Source organism: Methylorubrum salsuginis (assembly GCF_900114375.1).
GTDB classification, from domain to species: domain Bacteria; phylum Pseudomonadota; class Alphaproteobacteria; order Rhizobiales; family Beijerinckiaceae; genus Methylobacterium; species Methylobacterium salsuginis.
Genome location: NZ_FOSV01000014.1, coordinates 26,765 through 41,622, shown reverse-complemented (window position 1 = coordinate 41,622; position 14,858 = coordinate 26,765). Strand labels below are relative to the sequence as shown.

11 protein-coding genes are annotated in these 14,858 nt (G+C 68.7%); 10 read left to right on the top strand and 1 reads right to left on the bottom strand.

Features of this window, described 5'->3' with window-relative positions; genetic code table 11:
* The first annotated feature begins 129 nt into the window (after positions 1 to 129).
* From BM140_RS16350 to lpdA, 4 genes are all read left to right on the top strand, one after another.
* Complete coding sequence (locus BM140_RS16350) at positions 130 to 3,120, top strand: 2-oxoglutarate dehydrogenase E1 component (RefSeq protein WP_091948597.1); 2,991 nt, start codon at positions 130 to 132, stop codon at positions 3,118 to 3,120.
* Positions 3,121 to 3,131: 11 nt separating this feature from the next.
* A complete protein-coding gene (locus BM140_RS16345; protein WP_091948595.1) occupies positions 3,132 to 3,458 on the top strand; it encodes a hypothetical protein in 327 nt (108 codons plus the stop codon).
* Positions 3,459 to 3,518: 60 nt separating this feature from the next.
* Positions 3,519 to 4,844: a 2-oxoglutarate dehydrogenase complex dihydrolipoyllysine-residue succinyltransferase gene (odhB, locus tag BM140_RS16340; protein WP_091948592.1), complete on the top strand. Its 1,326-nt coding sequence runs from the start codon at positions 3,519 to 3,521 to the stop codon at positions 4,842 to 4,844.
* Between the two features lie 186 nt (positions 4,845 to 5,030).
* Positions 5,031 to 6,431, top strand: a complete 1,401-nt coding sequence (gene lpdA, locus BM140_RS16335; protein WP_091948589.1) for a dihydrolipoyl dehydrogenase — start codon at positions 5,031 to 5,033, stop codon at positions 6,429 to 6,431.
* A 255-nt stretch (positions 6,432 to 6,686) separates the two neighbouring features.
* On the opposite strand, the gene BM140_RS16330 is transcribed toward lpdA, so the two are convergent.
* On the bottom strand, positions 6,687 to 7,115 hold the full coding sequence (locus BM140_RS16330; RefSeq protein WP_091948587.1) for a protein tyrosine phosphatase family protein: 429 nt from the start codon (positions 7,113 to 7,115) through the stop codon (positions 6,687 to 6,689).
* Positions 7,116 to 7,366: 251 nt separating this feature from the next.
* Between BM140_RS16330 and BM140_RS16325 the strand changes: the two genes are divergently transcribed.
* The 6 genes from BM140_RS16325 (at position 7,367) to BM140_RS16300 (ending at position 14,838) form a co-directional block, all read left to right on the top strand.
* On the top strand, positions 7,367 to 7,558 hold the full coding sequence (locus tag BM140_RS16325; RefSeq protein WP_056241254.1) for a hypothetical protein: 192 nt from the start codon (positions 7,367 to 7,369) through the stop codon (positions 7,556 to 7,558).
* 14 nt (positions 7,559 to 7,572) lie between these two features.
* Positions 7,573 to 8,439, top strand: a complete 867-nt coding sequence (gene cysE / locus BM140_RS16320) for a serine O-acetyltransferase (RefSeq protein ID WP_091948584.1) — start codon at positions 7,573 to 7,575, stop codon at positions 8,437 to 8,439.
* A gap of 404 nt (positions 8,440 to 8,843) precedes the next feature.
* Entirely contained in the window at positions 8,844 to 10,235 is a 1,392-nt protein-coding gene (locus tag BM140_RS26610; RefSeq protein ID WP_091948582.1) for a family 2B encapsulin nanocompartment shell protein, read from the top strand.
* On the top strand, positions 10,222 to 12,234 hold the full coding sequence (locus BM140_RS16310; RefSeq protein ID WP_091948579.1) for a family 2A encapsulin nanocompartment cargo protein cysteine desulfurase: 2,013 nt from the start codon (positions 10,222 to 10,224) through the stop codon (positions 12,232 to 12,234). Before BM140_RS26610 ends, BM140_RS16310 begins: the two co-directional genes overlap by 14 nt.
* 407 nt (positions 12,235 to 12,641) lie before the next feature.
* Positions 12,642 to 13,427, top strand: coding sequence for a transporter (locus tag BM140_RS16305; protein ID WP_091948576.1), 786 nt, complete (start codon positions 12,642 to 12,644; stop codon positions 13,425 to 13,427).
* A gap of 88 nt (positions 13,428 to 13,515) precedes the next feature.
* Positions 13,516 to 14,838 carry an AmpG family muropeptide MFS transporter gene (locus tag BM140_RS16300; RefSeq protein WP_091948573.1) on the top strand — a complete coding sequence of 441 codons (1,323 nt, stop codon included), beginning with the start codon at positions 13,516 to 13,518 and terminating at the stop codon, positions 14,836 to 14,838.
* The last annotated feature ends 20 nt before the right edge of the window (positions 14,839 to 14,858 follow it).

Here is a 14,858-nt window from a genome sequence, read left to right as displayed (position 1 = left end):
CCCGACCCCATCCGGAGGCGCGACGCGGAGCTCTAGGCTTCCGCGAACCTTGAGGCGCGCCGGATCGGATTTGCACCGTGGCCGCCCGCATCCGAGCGCGGGTCGCCCGAGCGGACAGGACAGGCAGCCATGGCACGCCAGGACGCGAACGAAGCGCTTCTCGAAACCTCCTTCCTCTACGGCGCCAACGCCGCGTGGATCGAGGAGCTTCAGGCGGCCTATGCCCGCGATCCGAACTCGGTCGATCCGCAGTGGCAGAAGTTCTTCGCCGAACTCGGCGAGGACGACGCCCTGGTGAAGAAGAACGCCGAGGGCGCCTCCTGGGAGAAGCCCCACTGGCCGGTGCCGCTCAACGGCGAGATCGTCTCCGCGCTCGACGGCAATTGGGGCGCGCTCGAGAAGGCGCTCGGCGAGAAGATCCAGGCCAAGGCCCAGCCGGGCAAGCCCGGCGATTCCGCCAAGGGCGCCGCGATCGTGGCTGCCACCGGGGTCTCGGTCGAGCAGGCGACCAAGGATTCCGTGCGCGCGATCATGCTGATCCGCGCCTACCGCATGCGCGGCCATCTCCACGCCAAGCTCGACCCGCTGGGGCTGGCGCCCCGCGGCGACCACGAGGAGCTGCATCCGCAGCATTACGGCTTCCAGGAGAGCGACTGGGACCGCAAGATCTTCCTCGACAACGTGCTCGGCATGGAATTCTCGACGATCCGCGAGATCGTCGCGATCCTGGAGCGCACCTACTGCCAGACGCTCGGCGTCGAGTTCATGCACATCTCCGATCCCGAGGAGAAGGCGTGGATCCAGGAGCGCATCGAGGGCAAGGACAAGGAGATCTCGTTCACGCCGGAAGGGCGCCGGGCGATCCTGAACAAGCTGATCGAGGCGGAAGGCTTCGAGAAGTTCCTCGACCTCAAATACACCGGCACCAAGCGCTTCGGCCTCGACGGCGGCGAGTCGATGGTCCCGGCCATGGAACAGATCATCAAGCGCGGCGGCGCGCTCGGCGTCGAGGAGATCGTGCTCGGCATGGCCCATCGCGGCCGGCTGAACGTGCTCACCAACGTGATGGCCAAGCCCTTCCGGGCGGTGTTCCACGAGTTCAAGGGCGGCTCGTCCTCGCCGGCCGAGGTCGAGGGCTCGGGCGACGTGAAGTACCATCTCGGCGCCTCGTCCGACCGCACCTTCGACGACAACAACGTCCACCTCTCGCTCACCGCCAACCCGTCCCACCTCGAGATCGTCGATCCGGTGGTGCTGGGGAAGGTGCGGGCTAAGCAGGATCAGAAGGCCAAGCCCAACGTCGAGCGCCGCCGGGTGCTGCCGCTGCTGATCCACGGCGACGCAGCTTTCGCGGGCCAGGGCGTGGTGGCCGAGTGTTTTGGGCTGTCCGGCCTGAAGGGCCACCGCACCGGCGGCTCGATCCATTTCATCATCAACAACCAGATCGGCTTCACCACCGATCCGCGCTTCTCGCGGTCCTCGCCCTACCCCTCGGACGTCGCCAAGATGGTCGAGGCGCCGATCTTCCACTGCAACGGCGACGACCCGGAAGCGGTGACGTTCGCCGCGAAGGTCGCGACCGAGTACCGCCAGAAATTCGGCAAGCCGGTCGTGATCGACATGCTGTGCTACCGCCGCTTCGGCCACAACGAGGGCGACGAGCCGGCCTTCACCCAGCCGAAGATGTACCAGTACATCCGCAAGCACCCGACCGCGCTGGAGACCTACGGCAAGAAGCTCGTCGCCCAGGGCGACCTGACCCAGGAGCAGCTCGACGCCCGCAAGGCCGAGTTCCGGTCCATGCTGGAGAGCGAGCTCGATGTCGCCGGCGGCTACAAGGCCAACAAGGCCGACTGGCTCGACGGGCGCTGGTCCGGCTTCCAGGCGGTGCGCGAGGACGTGGACGATCCCCGCCGCGGCCGCACCGGCGTGCCCGCCGACACGCTGCGCGACATCGCCAAGCGGATCACCACGCCGCCGCCCGGCTTCCACCTGCACCGCACGATCCAGCGCTTCTTCGACAACCGCGCCAAGGCGGTCGAGACCGGTATCGGCATCGATTGGGCGACCGCCGAAGCGCTCGCCTTCGGCACGCTGCTGACCGAGGGCCATCGCGTCCGCCTGTCCGGCCAGGACGTCGAGCGCGGCACCTTCTCCCAGCGCCACGCGGTGGTGATCGATCAGGAGAACGAGCAGCGCTACACGCCGCTGAACTCCGTCAAGGAAGGCCAGGCGATCCTGGAGGTCATCAACTCGATGCTCTCCGAGGAGGCGGTGCTCGGCTTCGAGTACGGCTACTCGCTGGCCGAACCCAACGCGCTGGTGCTGTGGGAGGCGCAGTTCGGCGACTTCGCCAACGGCGCGCAGGTCGTGATCGACCAGTTCATCAGCAGCGGCGAGCGTAAGTGGCTGCGCATGTCCGGCCTCGTGCTGCTCTTGCCGCACGGCTACGAGGGCCAGGGGCCGGAGCACTCGTCGGCCCGTCTGGAGCGCTATCTGCAGATGTGCGCCGAGGACAACATGCAGGTCGCCAACTGCTCGACGCCCTCGAACTACTTCCACATCCTGCGCCGCCAGCTGAAGCGCGACTTCCGCAAGCCGCTCGTGCTGATGACCCCGAAATCGCTGCTGCGCCACAAGCGGGCGGTGTCGAAGATCGAGGACATCGCCGAGGGCTCAACCTTCCACCGCATCCTGTGGGACGACGCCGAGCAGGACGAGTCGGGCGTGAAGCTGGTGCGCGACGACAAGATCCGCCGCGTCGTGCTGTGCTCGGGCAAGGTCTATTACGACCTCTACGACGAGCGCGAGAAGCGCGGCGTCAACGACGTCTACCTGATGCGCGTCGAGCAGCTCTATCCGTTCCCGCTCAAGGCGCTCGCCAACGAGATGACCCGGTTCCGCAACGCCGAGGTGGTGTGGTGCCAGGAGGAGCCCAAGAACATGGGCGCCTGGACCTTCGTCGATCCCTATCTTGATTGGGTGCTGGGGCAGGCGGGCTCGGCCTCGAAGCGGGCCCGCTACGTGGGCCGCCCGGCCTCGGCCTCGACGGCGGTCGGCCTGATGTCGAAGCACGTCGCCCAGCTCCAGGCCTTCCTCAACGAGGCGCTCGCGACCTGAGTCTTCCGGCGATGCCCACCTTCCTCCTGCGCCTGACCCCGCCGCATCCGAGCTTCCCGTTCGACGCGACGGAGGCCGAGAAGGCGTTCTTTTCCGAGCATGCGGCCTCCTGGATCGCGCGCGCGGGGGAGGGGAGGGCGATCACCGTGGGCCCGGTGTTCGAGCCCGGCGACGGTTCGACGCCTGGAAAGACTTGGGGGCTGGCTCTCGGCGAGGCCGAGGCCGAGGACGAGGCGTCCGCGGTTGCCCTCGGCGAGGCCGACCCCGTCATCGCCGCGCCGGCCGGCTTCGCCTGCGCGAGCGCACCCGTTTCATCCTTGATCCTGCGGCAGCCGTGAGGCCCGCCGCCGTCACCCGGTCCTGAACAGGAGGCCCCCCGCAAGGGGGCGGAAGACACCATGGCAACCGACATCCTCGTCCCGACGCTCGGCGAATCCGTGAGCGAGGCCACGATCGGCCGCTGGTTCAAGAAGCCCGGCGACACGGTGGCCGCCGACGAGCCCCTGGTGGAACTGGAGACCGACAAGGTCACGCTGGAGGTCAACGCCCCGGCCGCCGGCCAGCTCGGCGAGATCCTGGTGAAGGACGGCGAGACGGTGGAGCCCGGCGCGGTGCTCGGTTCGATCGTCGAGGGCGGCCAGGGTGCCGCCAAGTCGGAGGCCAAGTCGGAGACGAAGTCCGAGGCGAAGGCCGAGAAGGCGGCTCCGAAGAGCGCCGAACCCGCCGAGACCAAGGCCGAGAAGCCGGCCCAGGAATCGTCGGCCTCCTACGGCAGCCACGGTGACGCCCCGCCCGCCGCCGCCGGCCGCGGCGCCGACGAGAGCGGCCCAGCGGTGGCCAAGCTCGCCCGCGAATCCGGCGTCGATCCGGCCTCGCTCAACGGCAGCGGCAAGGACGGCCGCGCCACCAAGGGCGACATGCTGGCCGCCATCGCCAAGGGCGGACAGACCGGTGGCGACAAGGCCCCGGCTCAGGAGACGAAGGCCCCGCCGCCGCCGCGCGCCCCGTCCGCCCCGGACGACGCCGCCCGCGAGGAGCGGGTGCGGATGACCAAGCTCCGCCAGACCATCGCCAAGCGCCTCAAGTCCGCCCAGGACAATGCCGCGATGCTGACCACGTTCAACGACGTGGACATGGGCGCGGTGATGGCGCTCCGCTCGCAGTACAAGGACGTGTTCGAGAAGAAGCACGGGACGAAGCTCGGCTTCATGGGCTTCTTCACCAAGGCGGTGATCGGCGCGCTCAAGGACGTGCCGGCGGTCAACGCCGAGATCGACGGGCAGGACCTCGTCTACAAGAACTACTACCACATCGGCATCGCCGTCGGCACCGATAAGGGCCTCGTCGTGCCGGTGGTGCGCGACGCCGACGACCTGTCCATCGCCGGCATCGAGAAGAAGATCAGCGGTTTCGGCAAGAAGGCGCGCGAGGGCAAGCTCTCCATTGAGGAGATGCAGGGCGGCACCTTCACGATCACCAACGGCGGCATCTACGGCTCGCTGATGTCGACCCCGATCCTCAACGCCCCCCAATCGGGCATTCTGGGCATGCACCGCATCGAGGAGCGGCCGGTCGTGCGCAACGGCAAGATCGAGGCGCGGCCGATGATGTATCTGGCGCTGTCCTACGATCACCGCATCGTCGACGGGAAGGAGGCCGTGACCTTCCTCGTGCGGGTCAAGGAGGCGCTGGAGGATCCGGCACGGCTCGTGCTCGACCTCTGAGGCTCATCGACCTGCCGTGCTGGCGCCTGCCTTCGCCGCGGGAGGAGCTGATCCGTCGGATCAGCTCCCGATGCTGGCATGGTCCGCCTTGAGTTTTGCGATTCCGGGTTTCGTCCTCGCGGTGGCTTACTTTGCATCGCGCGGACTGATCCGCTTCTTCCGTCGCCGTATTAGGTAGTCGCCCGCATGTCCTACGATCTCGTCGTCATCGGCACCGGCCCCGGGGGCTATGTCTGCGCCATCCGGGCGGCCCAGCTCGGGCTGAAGACCGCCGTGGTGGAGAAGCGGGCGACGCACGGGGGCACCTGCCTCAATGTCGGCTGCATCCCCTCAAAAGCGTTGCTGCACGCCTCGGAAGCGTTCGAGGAGGCCAACAAGCACTTTTCGGAATTGGGCATCGACGTCGGGACGCCCAAGCTCGACCTCAAGAAGATGCAGGCGTTCAAGCAGGGCGGGGTCGACGGCAACACCAAGGGCGTCGAGTTCCTGCTCAAGAAGAACAAGGTCGATGCCTATCACGGCCGCGGGCGCATCGCCGGGGCGGGCCGCGTCGAGGTGATCGCCGAGGACGGCGGCAACCACCTGCTGGAAACGAAAAACATCGTCATTGCCACCGGCTCCGACGTAACCCGGCTGCCCGGCGTCGCCATCGACGAGAAGGTCGTGGTCTCCTCCACCGGCGCCCTGGAACTCGCCCAGGTGCCGAAAAAACTCGTGGTGATCGGCGCGGGCGTGATCGGCCTCGAACTCGGTTCGGTCTGGCGCCGGCTCGGCGCCGAGGTGACGGTGATCGAGTATCTCGACCGCGTCCTGCCCGGCATGGACGGCGAGGTCGGGAAGCAGTTCCAGCGCATCCTCGCCAAGCAGGGCATGGTGTTCAAGCTCTCGACCAAGGTGACCGGTGTCGAGGTGGCGAAGAAGGGCGCGACCGTCACGGTCGAGCCGGCACAGGGCGGTGATTCTGAGAAGATCGAGGCCGACGTGGTGCTCGTCGCCATCGGCCGCGTGCCCTACACCGAGGGGCTCGGGCTGGAGACGGTCGGGATCGCCACCGACGAGAAGGGCCGCATCCAGACCGACAGCCACTACGCCACCAACGTGACCGGCATCTACGCCATCGGCGACGTGATCGCCGGGCCGATGCTCGCCCACAAGGCCGAGGACGAGGGCGTGGCGGTCGCCGAGATCCTCGCCGGCCAAGCGGGCCACGTGAATTACGGCGTGATCCCGAACGTCGTCTACACCTTCCCCGAGGTCGCCTCCGTCGGCAAATCCGAGGAAGAGCTGAAGAAGGACGGCATCGCTTACAAAGCCGGCAAATTTCCCTTCACGGCCAATGGCCGCGCCAAGGCCAACGGCACCACCGACGGCTTCGTGAAGATCCTGGCCGACGCGACGACCGACCGGGTGCTCGGCGTCCACATCGTCGGGGCGGATGCCGGCAACCTCATCGCCGAGGTCGCCGTGGCGATGGAGTTCGCGGCCTCCGCCGAGGACATCGCCCGCACCTGCCACGCCCACCCGACCCTGACCGAGGCGGTTAAGGAGGCGGCGCTGGCCGTGGACAAGCGCGCGATCCACGTCTGATACGGGTCATCCGTTCGACGGCTTCGCCGCGCAGAGCGGGCGAAGCCGAAGCGGTATGAAGCGGTATAGAGACCGAACCGATCGCTCACCCGGCCATGGCGCCTTCTGACGGGGCGCACCCTGGATCGCCTCGGGTCCACCTCGCGACGACGGCGGGGAGCGGAGGGCCGGGTGGATCGGCCGCAAACGGTATGCGCCACCGACACGACGGATGTGCCGGTCGCATCCCCGTGCCCTGACGGTCCCGCTCGCGCCTCACGCCCCGTTCGCGTCGAGCCAGCGCAGCGCACCCGACAGATCGAAGCCGTGGCGGGTGCCCACTTCCAGAACCTCGTCGCGGCGCAGGCGCCCGGCCAGCACCTCGCCCAGGGCCCAGAGCGTGAGCGAGCGGGTGCCGCTGCGGCAATGGGCGACCACGGGACCCGGCGCCGCCGCCACGGCCGCGCGAAACTCCTCGACCGCCGCGCGGGAGATCGTCGGCCCGGTCACCGGCAGATCGAGATAACCGATCCCCGCTGCCTCCGCCGCCCTGCGCTCGGTGCCTGAACCGGGCTGGCCCGGCTCCTCGCCGTCCGGCCGGTTGTTGACGAGGAGCGCGACGCCCTCCCGGCCCCAAGCCGCGATGTCGTCCGGCGAGGGCTGGCCGGCCACGGAGAATTTCGGGTCGATGATCGTGCGCTTCATGGCGTCCGTTTCCGCGCTCGCGAGGGGCCGTCACGCGCGGGGTAACCCGCAGAATCTTTCGGGGCAAGGCTTGCCAAGCGGCGGTCTATCGATAATTATCAAGATATAACAATGACTTAGCGAATAATTTGCTAAGGCGAGGAGACCGCGCGATGGAAGTCTTCCCTCACGACGGACGGACTTGGAAGAGATTTTCCGACGGCGCTTCGGCGGGGCGCCGGGGGGCCGAACGCGACGGGCCGACCGACGGCATGAGCCCCGGCGACGCGGTGCGTTTCGCCCGGCTCGACCTCGCCGAGACGCTCGGCATCTGGCGCAACGCCACCGGCCGGGTCGTTGGCATCCATCCCGCCGACGGCGCGGCGGACACGGTTGACGTGGAGTTCGAAGGACACGAGATCCTTCAGGCCTACCTGCCGGCGATGTTCCGGCGGGTGAACTAGGACGTTCCCCCCACATGACGATCGGCACCATCGAGGCCCGCGCGGCGCTCGGTCAGCTTCCCTTGCGCGCGACCCACAGGGCGACGGCGGAGGCGGAGGTCTGGCAGGAACTGAGGGCCGAGGCCGAGGCGGCGCTGATCGAGGAGCCGCTCTATGCGGGCCTGATCCAGGCGACCGTGCTCGACCAGCGGGGCTTGGCCGGAGCCCTGGCCTACCGCCTCGCCCACCGCCTCGGCGACGGCGACCTGTCCCGGCTCACCGTGCGCGACCTCTGCCTCTCGGCCTTCGAGGCCGACCCGCATCTCTCGGAACAGGCGGTGCGCGACCTCGTCGCGATCCGCGAGCGCGACCCGACCTGCCGGCGCTATCTCGACCCGTTCCTGTTCTACAAGGGCTTCGCCGCCCTCGAAGCCTACCGGGTGGCCCATTGGCTGTGGGAGCAGGGCCGGGCGACGCTGGCGCTCCACGTCCAGAGCCGCATCTCGGAAGTGTTCGGCTGCGACATCCACCCGGCGGCGCGGATCGGCTCGGGGGTGTTCATTGACCACGCCACCGGCGTCGTCATCGGCGAGACCACGGTGGTGGCCGACGACGTATCGATCCTCCAGTCCGTGACGCTGGGCGGCAACGGCAAGGAGAGCGGCGACCGCCATCCGAAGATCGCCCGCGGCGTGCTGCTCAGCGTCGGCGCCAAGGTGCTCGGCAACATCCGGGTCGGCGAGGGGGCCAAGGTCGCCGCCGCGGCGGTCGTCCTGCACGAGGTGCCGGCCCATACCACGGTGGCGGGCGTGCCGGCCCGCGTCGTCTCGCGCCTGCCCGCGGACGAGAACCCGGCCCAGAGCATGGATCAGTCCTTCGTCGGGTACGGGGACGGGATCTGACGGGTTCGTCCGACGCGGGCGAGCCTCGGGCGGCACGGCGTCCCCATCCGGCCTAGGCCTGCGAAGATCCTTGCCCAGATCATTTGGCATTCTGAATTTTGTAGAAAATATCTCTACTTTAGGCCCGATATTTAGAACGCACTGTTATCAATGTCACAAATTCTAGAAGGCCTGTTTCAAATCTCTGGAAAATTGAGAATAACTTTCTATTGACCCCGATTGCCGTCAAGCCATAGCTTCCCGACATTCCGCCGGCCTAGACAAGCACAGGTCGCGGAACAACCGACATTCCCAATCCAGGCCGGACGTGCTCCAGACGAGCGCCGCTCCGACGCGGACCTTTGTCCGCATCGGAGGCTTTGTGCGGCCTTCGGCAACCTGAACGACGACGGAGACGACGACCCATGAGTGGACCGGGCCTGAGCGTGAGCGCCTCTGCTGCGCGCAATCTAGCGACCGCGACCGTCACCTCGGTCCAGAACGTCGCCAACACCCCCCGCTTCCTGCTGCGGCTCCTGCCCTTCGTCGATGTCGCGGGCGGCGTCTACCGCGTCAACCGCCGCGCCGTGGTGCTGGCCAAGTCCGGCCGCATCGACCTCGCCAACGAGGACGGCGCCCGCTCGGTCCGCGCCGCCTCGCTGCGCTCGGTGCCGCTGTTCAGCCGCCTGGGCGATGCCGAGCTCGCCGCGCTCGCCGGCAAGTTCAAGGAGACCAAGCACAAGGCCGGCGAGACCATCGCCGAAGAGGGCTCGAACGGCCGTAGCCTCGTCGTGGTCGCCGACGGCACCGTCGAGCTGACCCTGTCCGGCCCCTACAAGGGCCGCCTGCGCCAGGGTCTCGCCACCCGCGGCGACTATTTCGGTGAGGGCGCGCTCGTCGGCGAGGCCGGTCCGGCCCCGGCCGTGAAGGCGCTCTCGGCGGTGACGCTGCTGACGCTCGACCCGGCCGCCGTCAAGGACGAGGGCATCCGCGCCCGCATCGACCAGTACCAGGAAGAGCGCGACCGCCTGAAGGGCCACACCAACTCCTACGGCGAGCAGGGCATAGAGCTCCTGGCGGTCCATACCGGCGAGCCGCGCCTGCCCACCACCTTCGTCGATTACGAGATCGATCCGCGCGAGTATCACCTCTCGACGATCCAGACGATCCTCAACACCCATACCCGCGTCACCGATCTCTACTCCAACGAGATCGACCAGCTGCGCGAGCAGATCCGCCTCACGGTCGATGCCGTGAAGGAGCGGGAGGAGTGGGAACTGCTGAACAATTCGCAGTTCGGCCTGCTCAACGAGGTCGCCGGCCGCCAGCGCATCCCGACCCGCTCGGGCCCGCCGACCCCGGACGATCTCGACGAGCTGCTGACGCTGGTGTGGAAGAAGCCCGCCTTCTTCGTCGCGCATCCGCGCGCCATCGCGGCCTTCGGCCGTGAGGCCACCCGCCGCGGCGTGCCGCCGGTCGTCGTCCACCTGTTCGGCGCCCCCTTCATCACCTGGCGCGGCGTGCCGCTGGTGCCCAGCGACAAGCTGCCGATCGACATCGATCCGGTGACGGGCGCCCAGACCACCTCGATCCTGCTCCTGCGCGTCGGCGAAGGCGAGCAGGGCGTGGTCGGCCTGCAGAAGTCGGGCGTGACCGGCGAGATCGAGCCCGGCCTGTCGGTGCGCTACATGGGCACCAACGACCACTCCATCGCCTCGCACCTCGTGACCCGCTACTTCTCGGCCGCCGTGCTGGTCGAGGATGCCATCGCCCGTCTCGATAACGTGCTGCTGGGCAACTACCATGACTACGCCTAATTCGCCGGCGCTCGGTCTTCCGACCGGCAGCGCGGGCGATCTGGCGCACGCCGATCTCGTCGGGCGTCTCGCCCGCGAGATCTACGGCCAGGGACAGGCGTCGAGCGCGCCGTTCCAGCCCCACCTGCCGCAGACGCTCCAGGCCCCCCAGGGCCTGGAGACCCTTCCCTCCGGTTCCGGGCAGCCTGCGCTGCCCGGCGCCACCCTCGGAACGCCGTCCGCGCCGTCGGGGGCGCTGCCGTCGGGCGTTCAGCCCGATGGGGCGGCGCTCGCCGCCCGCTCCTTCGGCGCGCCGCCGGTCGGTCTGCCGGGCCTGACCGGGCCGTCGCACGCCAACCCCGTCGGCGCGACGCCGGCTCCGGCGAGCGCGAACGTCTTCGACGTCGCGGCGATTCCCTCGGTGCATCCGTTCCCCAACCAGAACCGGCTGCCCGAGTTCTTCGTGCCGAGCGTGCCGGATGTGGCCGCCGCGATCCCCGGCGGCCACGACCTGCACCGTCAGGTCGCTGCCGACCATCCCCGCGCCAACGGCTTCGCCCACGCGCTGGCGCCGCATCTCGTGCCCGCCGCTCCGGGCCGGGGCGGCCAAGCGGGGGGCAAGGACGAGGCGCAGGAGCATCTTTCGCGCACCGGCGTGCCGGACAACGCGGGCGACTACTACTTCCTCAGCCCGGCCCCGCCGCCGGCTCGGAAGGCGAAGGGCCACGCCCAGCCGCGGGTCGAGCCCTCCCGCCACGAGGGGCCCGCCCCGCGGGTGACCTCGCACGGTTCGGTCCCGGCCGGCGCGCCGTTCGATGTCGAGCACGTGCGAAAAGACTTCCCGGCGCTGCACCAGAGCGTGAACGGGCACCGCCTCGTGTGGCTCGACAACGCGGCCACCACCCACAAGCCGCAGAGCGTGATCGACGCGACCAGCGAATTCTACGGCCGCCACAACTCGAACATTCACCGGGCCGCCCACACGCTGGCGGCACGCTCGACGGATCTGTTCGAGGGCGGGCGCGAGAAGACCCGGCGCTTCCTCAACGCGCCCTCCAAGGACGACATCGTCTTCCTGCGCGGGACGACCGAGGCGATCAACCTCGTGGCCAATTCCTACGGCCGCGCCAATGTCGGGCCGGGCGACGAGATCATCGTCTCGACGATCGAGCACCACGCCAACATCGTGCCCTGGCAATTGCTGGCGCAGCAGACCGGCGCGACCATCCGGGTGATCCCGGTGGACGACCGCGGCGACATCATCTTCGAGCAATACGCCGCGCTTCTCTCGGGCCGCACCAAGCTCGTATCGGTGACGCATGTCGCCAACGCCCTCGGCACGGTGAACCCGATCCAGGAGATCATCGCCCTGGCCCACGCCTACGGCGTGCCGGTGCTGGTGGATGCCGCGCAATCGACCCCGCACATTCCGATCGACGTGCAGGCGCTCGACGCCGACTTCCTCGTGTTCTCCGGCCACAAGGTGTTCGGGCCGACGGGCATCGGCGCGCTCTACGGCAAGAAGCACCTGCTCGAGGCGATGCCCCCGTGGCAGGGCGGCGGCCACATGATCGAGGACGTCACCTTCGCGAAGACCGTCTACAAGGGCGCGCCGGAAAAGTTCGAGGCGGGCACGCCCGACATCGCCGGTGCGGTCGGTCTCGGGGCGGCGCTCGACTACCTCGAGAGCGTCGGCCTGCCGGCGATCTCGGCCTACGAGCACGACCTGCTGGAATACGCACAGGAAGGTTTGGCCGATATCAAGGGCCTGCGCTTGATCGGCACCGCCCGCCACAAGGCGAGCGTGATGTCCTTCACGGTCGATGGCCTCACGAACCAGGCGGTGGCCCACCACCTCGACGCCCACGGCGTCGCGGTGCGCTCCGGCCATCACTGCGCCCAGCCGGCGCTTCGCCGCTTCGGCGTCGATCAGTCGGTGCGTGCCTCGCTCGCCTTCTACAACACCCGCGAGGACGTGGACGTGTTCCTGAAGGGCCTGCGGACCCTGCCGCGGCACTGAGCCGGCCACGGTGCGGCATGGAAAGGGCGACCGTCTCGCGGCGGTCGCCTTTTCGTTTTGTGGAACACCCTGACGGCACTCGTTTTTTCGCCGAATCCGATTTAATCCTGATTTGCAAAAATATTGATAAAACCGCGTATGCTTCACGTTGATATTGAGTAACGTAACAGTTCCGCAAATTCATCAATCGATCATTCGCTCCTGTTCTTCCGCCTCGCGGTCGCTTCTTCCATGCTGATCCTGCGTCCCTCGCGGACGCATCGGATCGACGGAAGACGGCGCCGCGGATCGGGGGCCGGGGAGAGCGGGATTTGACGTTGCGACTTGAGGCGCGTGCCTGCGCCTGGACCCTCGGTATCGCCTGCCTTACCGCCGCGCCGACACCCGTTCTCGCCCGCTCCGCCGCTTTGCCCGGCATCACCATCGGCCTGCCGACGGGCTGGCAGGTGCCGACCGGCCTCCAGATGACCCTCACGTCGAGCTTCGCCGAACGCGGGACGCTGCCGCGGGACAATCAAGCCAACAACAACCTCGGCGTCCTGCTCTGGGCCACGCCCTGGACGGTCGTCGGCGGCCAGCTGCGCTTCATCCAGACGCTGCCGTTCAACGGCACGAGCCCGCAGGCCGGTCCCTGGCAATGGGGCGTCGCCCAGCCGCTCACGGCGGCCCAGATCGCCTGGAAGATCGGCGACGGCCTCGGCGTCAGCTACTTCCTCGGCGGCTACTGGCCGAGCGACACGCGCTTTGCCCTGCAATCGGCCTCGATCGCCCAGCGCTTCGCGATCAGCTACGTCCGCGACGGCTGGAACCTGACGGCCAACCTCCATTACGGCACGATGCTGGACGACACCTCGCCGAGCGGGGTGTTCTATTCCGACTACATGAACCTCGACCTCACGGCGACCAAGCGGTTCGGCAAATGGCAGCTCGGCGCCGTCGCCTTCGGCTCGACCGATCTGCCGACCCGCCGGCCCGGCGACCGCCCCCTCGGACAGGTCGCGGCCGGCGCCCTCGTCGGCTACGCGTTCGAGAAATTCACCGTCCAGACGATTCTCACCCGCGACATCGCCCAGCGCCATTACGGCGGCGAGGAGACCCGCGCGTGGCTGCGCCTGATCGTGCCGCTCTGGCGGCCGGAGCCCGATCAGGTGCCCCATCGGGTCACGGTCCGGAGCAACGCCGCCGCCCGCTGACGCCGCTCGATCGCGCCACGGGCGCCGCCGCGTGGCGCGCGGCGAGCCCTTGGCCTATCAGTCGGGGCGCAGCGGAGCCGGACCCAGCATGAACGCGCCGACGAAGGTGGCCCCCGACTCCACGCCGTTCTGGTCGGCCCTGTTCACCGACCGGCGGATCGCCCCCGCTTTGGGGCTCGGCTTCACCTCCGGCATCCCGTTCCTGCTCGTCTACGGGACACAATCGGCGTGGCTGTCGGACATCGGCATCTCGATCGCCACCATCGGCCTGCTGAGCGAGATGACGCTCGCCTACAAGTTCAAGTTCCTCTGGGCGCCATTCCTCGACCGCTACGACCCGCCGCTACTGGGGCGCCTGCTCGGGAGGCGCCGCGGCTGGATCGTCGTGGCGCAACTCGGCGTGATGGCGATGCTGGCCGGCATCGCCTTCGGCGACCCTGCCCACTGGCTCGGCTGGACCATCGCCTTCTCGGTGGCGCTGGGATTTGCCGGGGCCACGCTCGACCTCGTCATCGACGGCTGGCGCATCACCAGCGTGCGCCCGCCGGAGAAGCAGGCGGTGCTGTCCTCGTGGACCGAGATCGGCTGGCGCATCGGCAACCTCGCGGCGGGCGCGGGCGCCCTGGTCCTGGCCGACCGGATCGGCTGGCGCGGCGCCTATCTCGGCATGGGCGCCCTGATGCTGGTCGGCATGGTCGCCGCCGTGTTCGCGCCCGAGCCGGATTCGGACCGCGCGCCCCATGCGCCGCGGGCCGGCTTCCTCGACACGGTCTGGAGCCCGATCCGCGACCTGTGGCGGCGGCTCGGGCCGATGGCGCCCGCGATCCTGCTCCTGGTCGCGGGCTTCCGCATGCCGGGCTACGTCGCCAACGCCATGGCGGTGCCGCTGTTCAAGCACCAGGGTTTCTCCAACACCGACATCGCCACGGTCACCAAGCTGTTCGGCTTCTGGATCGGGCTCGGCGGGACCTTTCTAGCCGGGGCGCTCATCCCGCGCATCGGCATGCTGACGAGCCTGCTCGTCGGCACGGTCGCGGCCTCGGCCTCGCATCTCAGCCTCGCCTATCTGGCGGCCCATGGCGGCGACGGCGGCACCGCGTTCTGGACCTTCGCGATCACGGTGGGCATCGACGGGTTCGCCTACGCCTTCGCCTCGGTGGTGCTGATCACCTACATGTCGACGCTCGCCTCCACCGAGCACGCCGCGAGCCAGTTCGGACTGCTCACCTCGCTCTGCGCCTTCCCCGGCAGCATCCTGGCGGGATTTTCGGGCTTCATCGTCGAGCGGACGGGGTTTTCCTGGTTCTTCGTCCTGACCTCGCTGATCGGCGTGCCGGTGGCGCTGCTCGCGCTCTACGTCTGGGCCAGGGTTGGCATCTCCGACGAGACGCCGCCCACCGCGGGGCATTGAGGCGGCCCCTCCGCATCGTC

Coding starts and splice junctions, on each gene's coding strand:
- BM140_RS16345 (WP_091948595.1), top strand. CDS start 3,132: ATGCCCACCTTCCTCCTGCGCCTGACCCCGCCGCATCCGAGCTTCCCG.
- odhB (WP_091948592.1), top strand. CDS start 3,519: ATGGCAACCGACATCCTCGTCCCGACGCTCGGCGAATCCGTGAGCGAG.
- BM140_RS16325 (WP_056241254.1), top strand. CDS start 7,367: ATGAGCCCCGGCGACGCGGTGCGTTTCGCCCGGCTCGACCTCGCCGAG.
- BM140_RS16310 (WP_091948579.1), top strand. CDS start 10,222: ATGACTACGCCTAATTCGCCGGCGCTCGGTCTTCCGACCGGCAGCGCG.
- cysE (WP_091948584.1), top strand. CDS start 7,573: ATGACGATCGGCACCATCGAGGCCCGCGCGGCGCTCGGTCAGCTTCCC.
- lpdA (WP_091948589.1), top strand. CDS start 5,031: ATGTCCTACGATCTCGTCGTCATCGGCACCGGCCCCGGGGGCTATGTC.
- BM140_RS26610 (WP_091948582.1), top strand. CDS start 8,844: ATGAGTGGACCGGGCCTGAGCGTGAGCGCCTCTGCTGCGCGCAATCTA.
- BM140_RS16330 (WP_091948587.1), bottom strand. CDS start 7,115: ATGAAGCGCACGATCATCGACCCGAAATTCTCCGTGGCCGGCCAGCCC.
- BM140_RS16300 (WP_091948573.1), top strand. CDS start 13,516: ATGAACGCGCCGACGAAGGTGGCCCCCGACTCCACGCCGTTCTGGTCG.
- BM140_RS16350 (WP_091948597.1), top strand. CDS start 130: ATGGCACGCCAGGACGCGAACGAAGCGCTTCTCGAAACCTCCTTCCTC.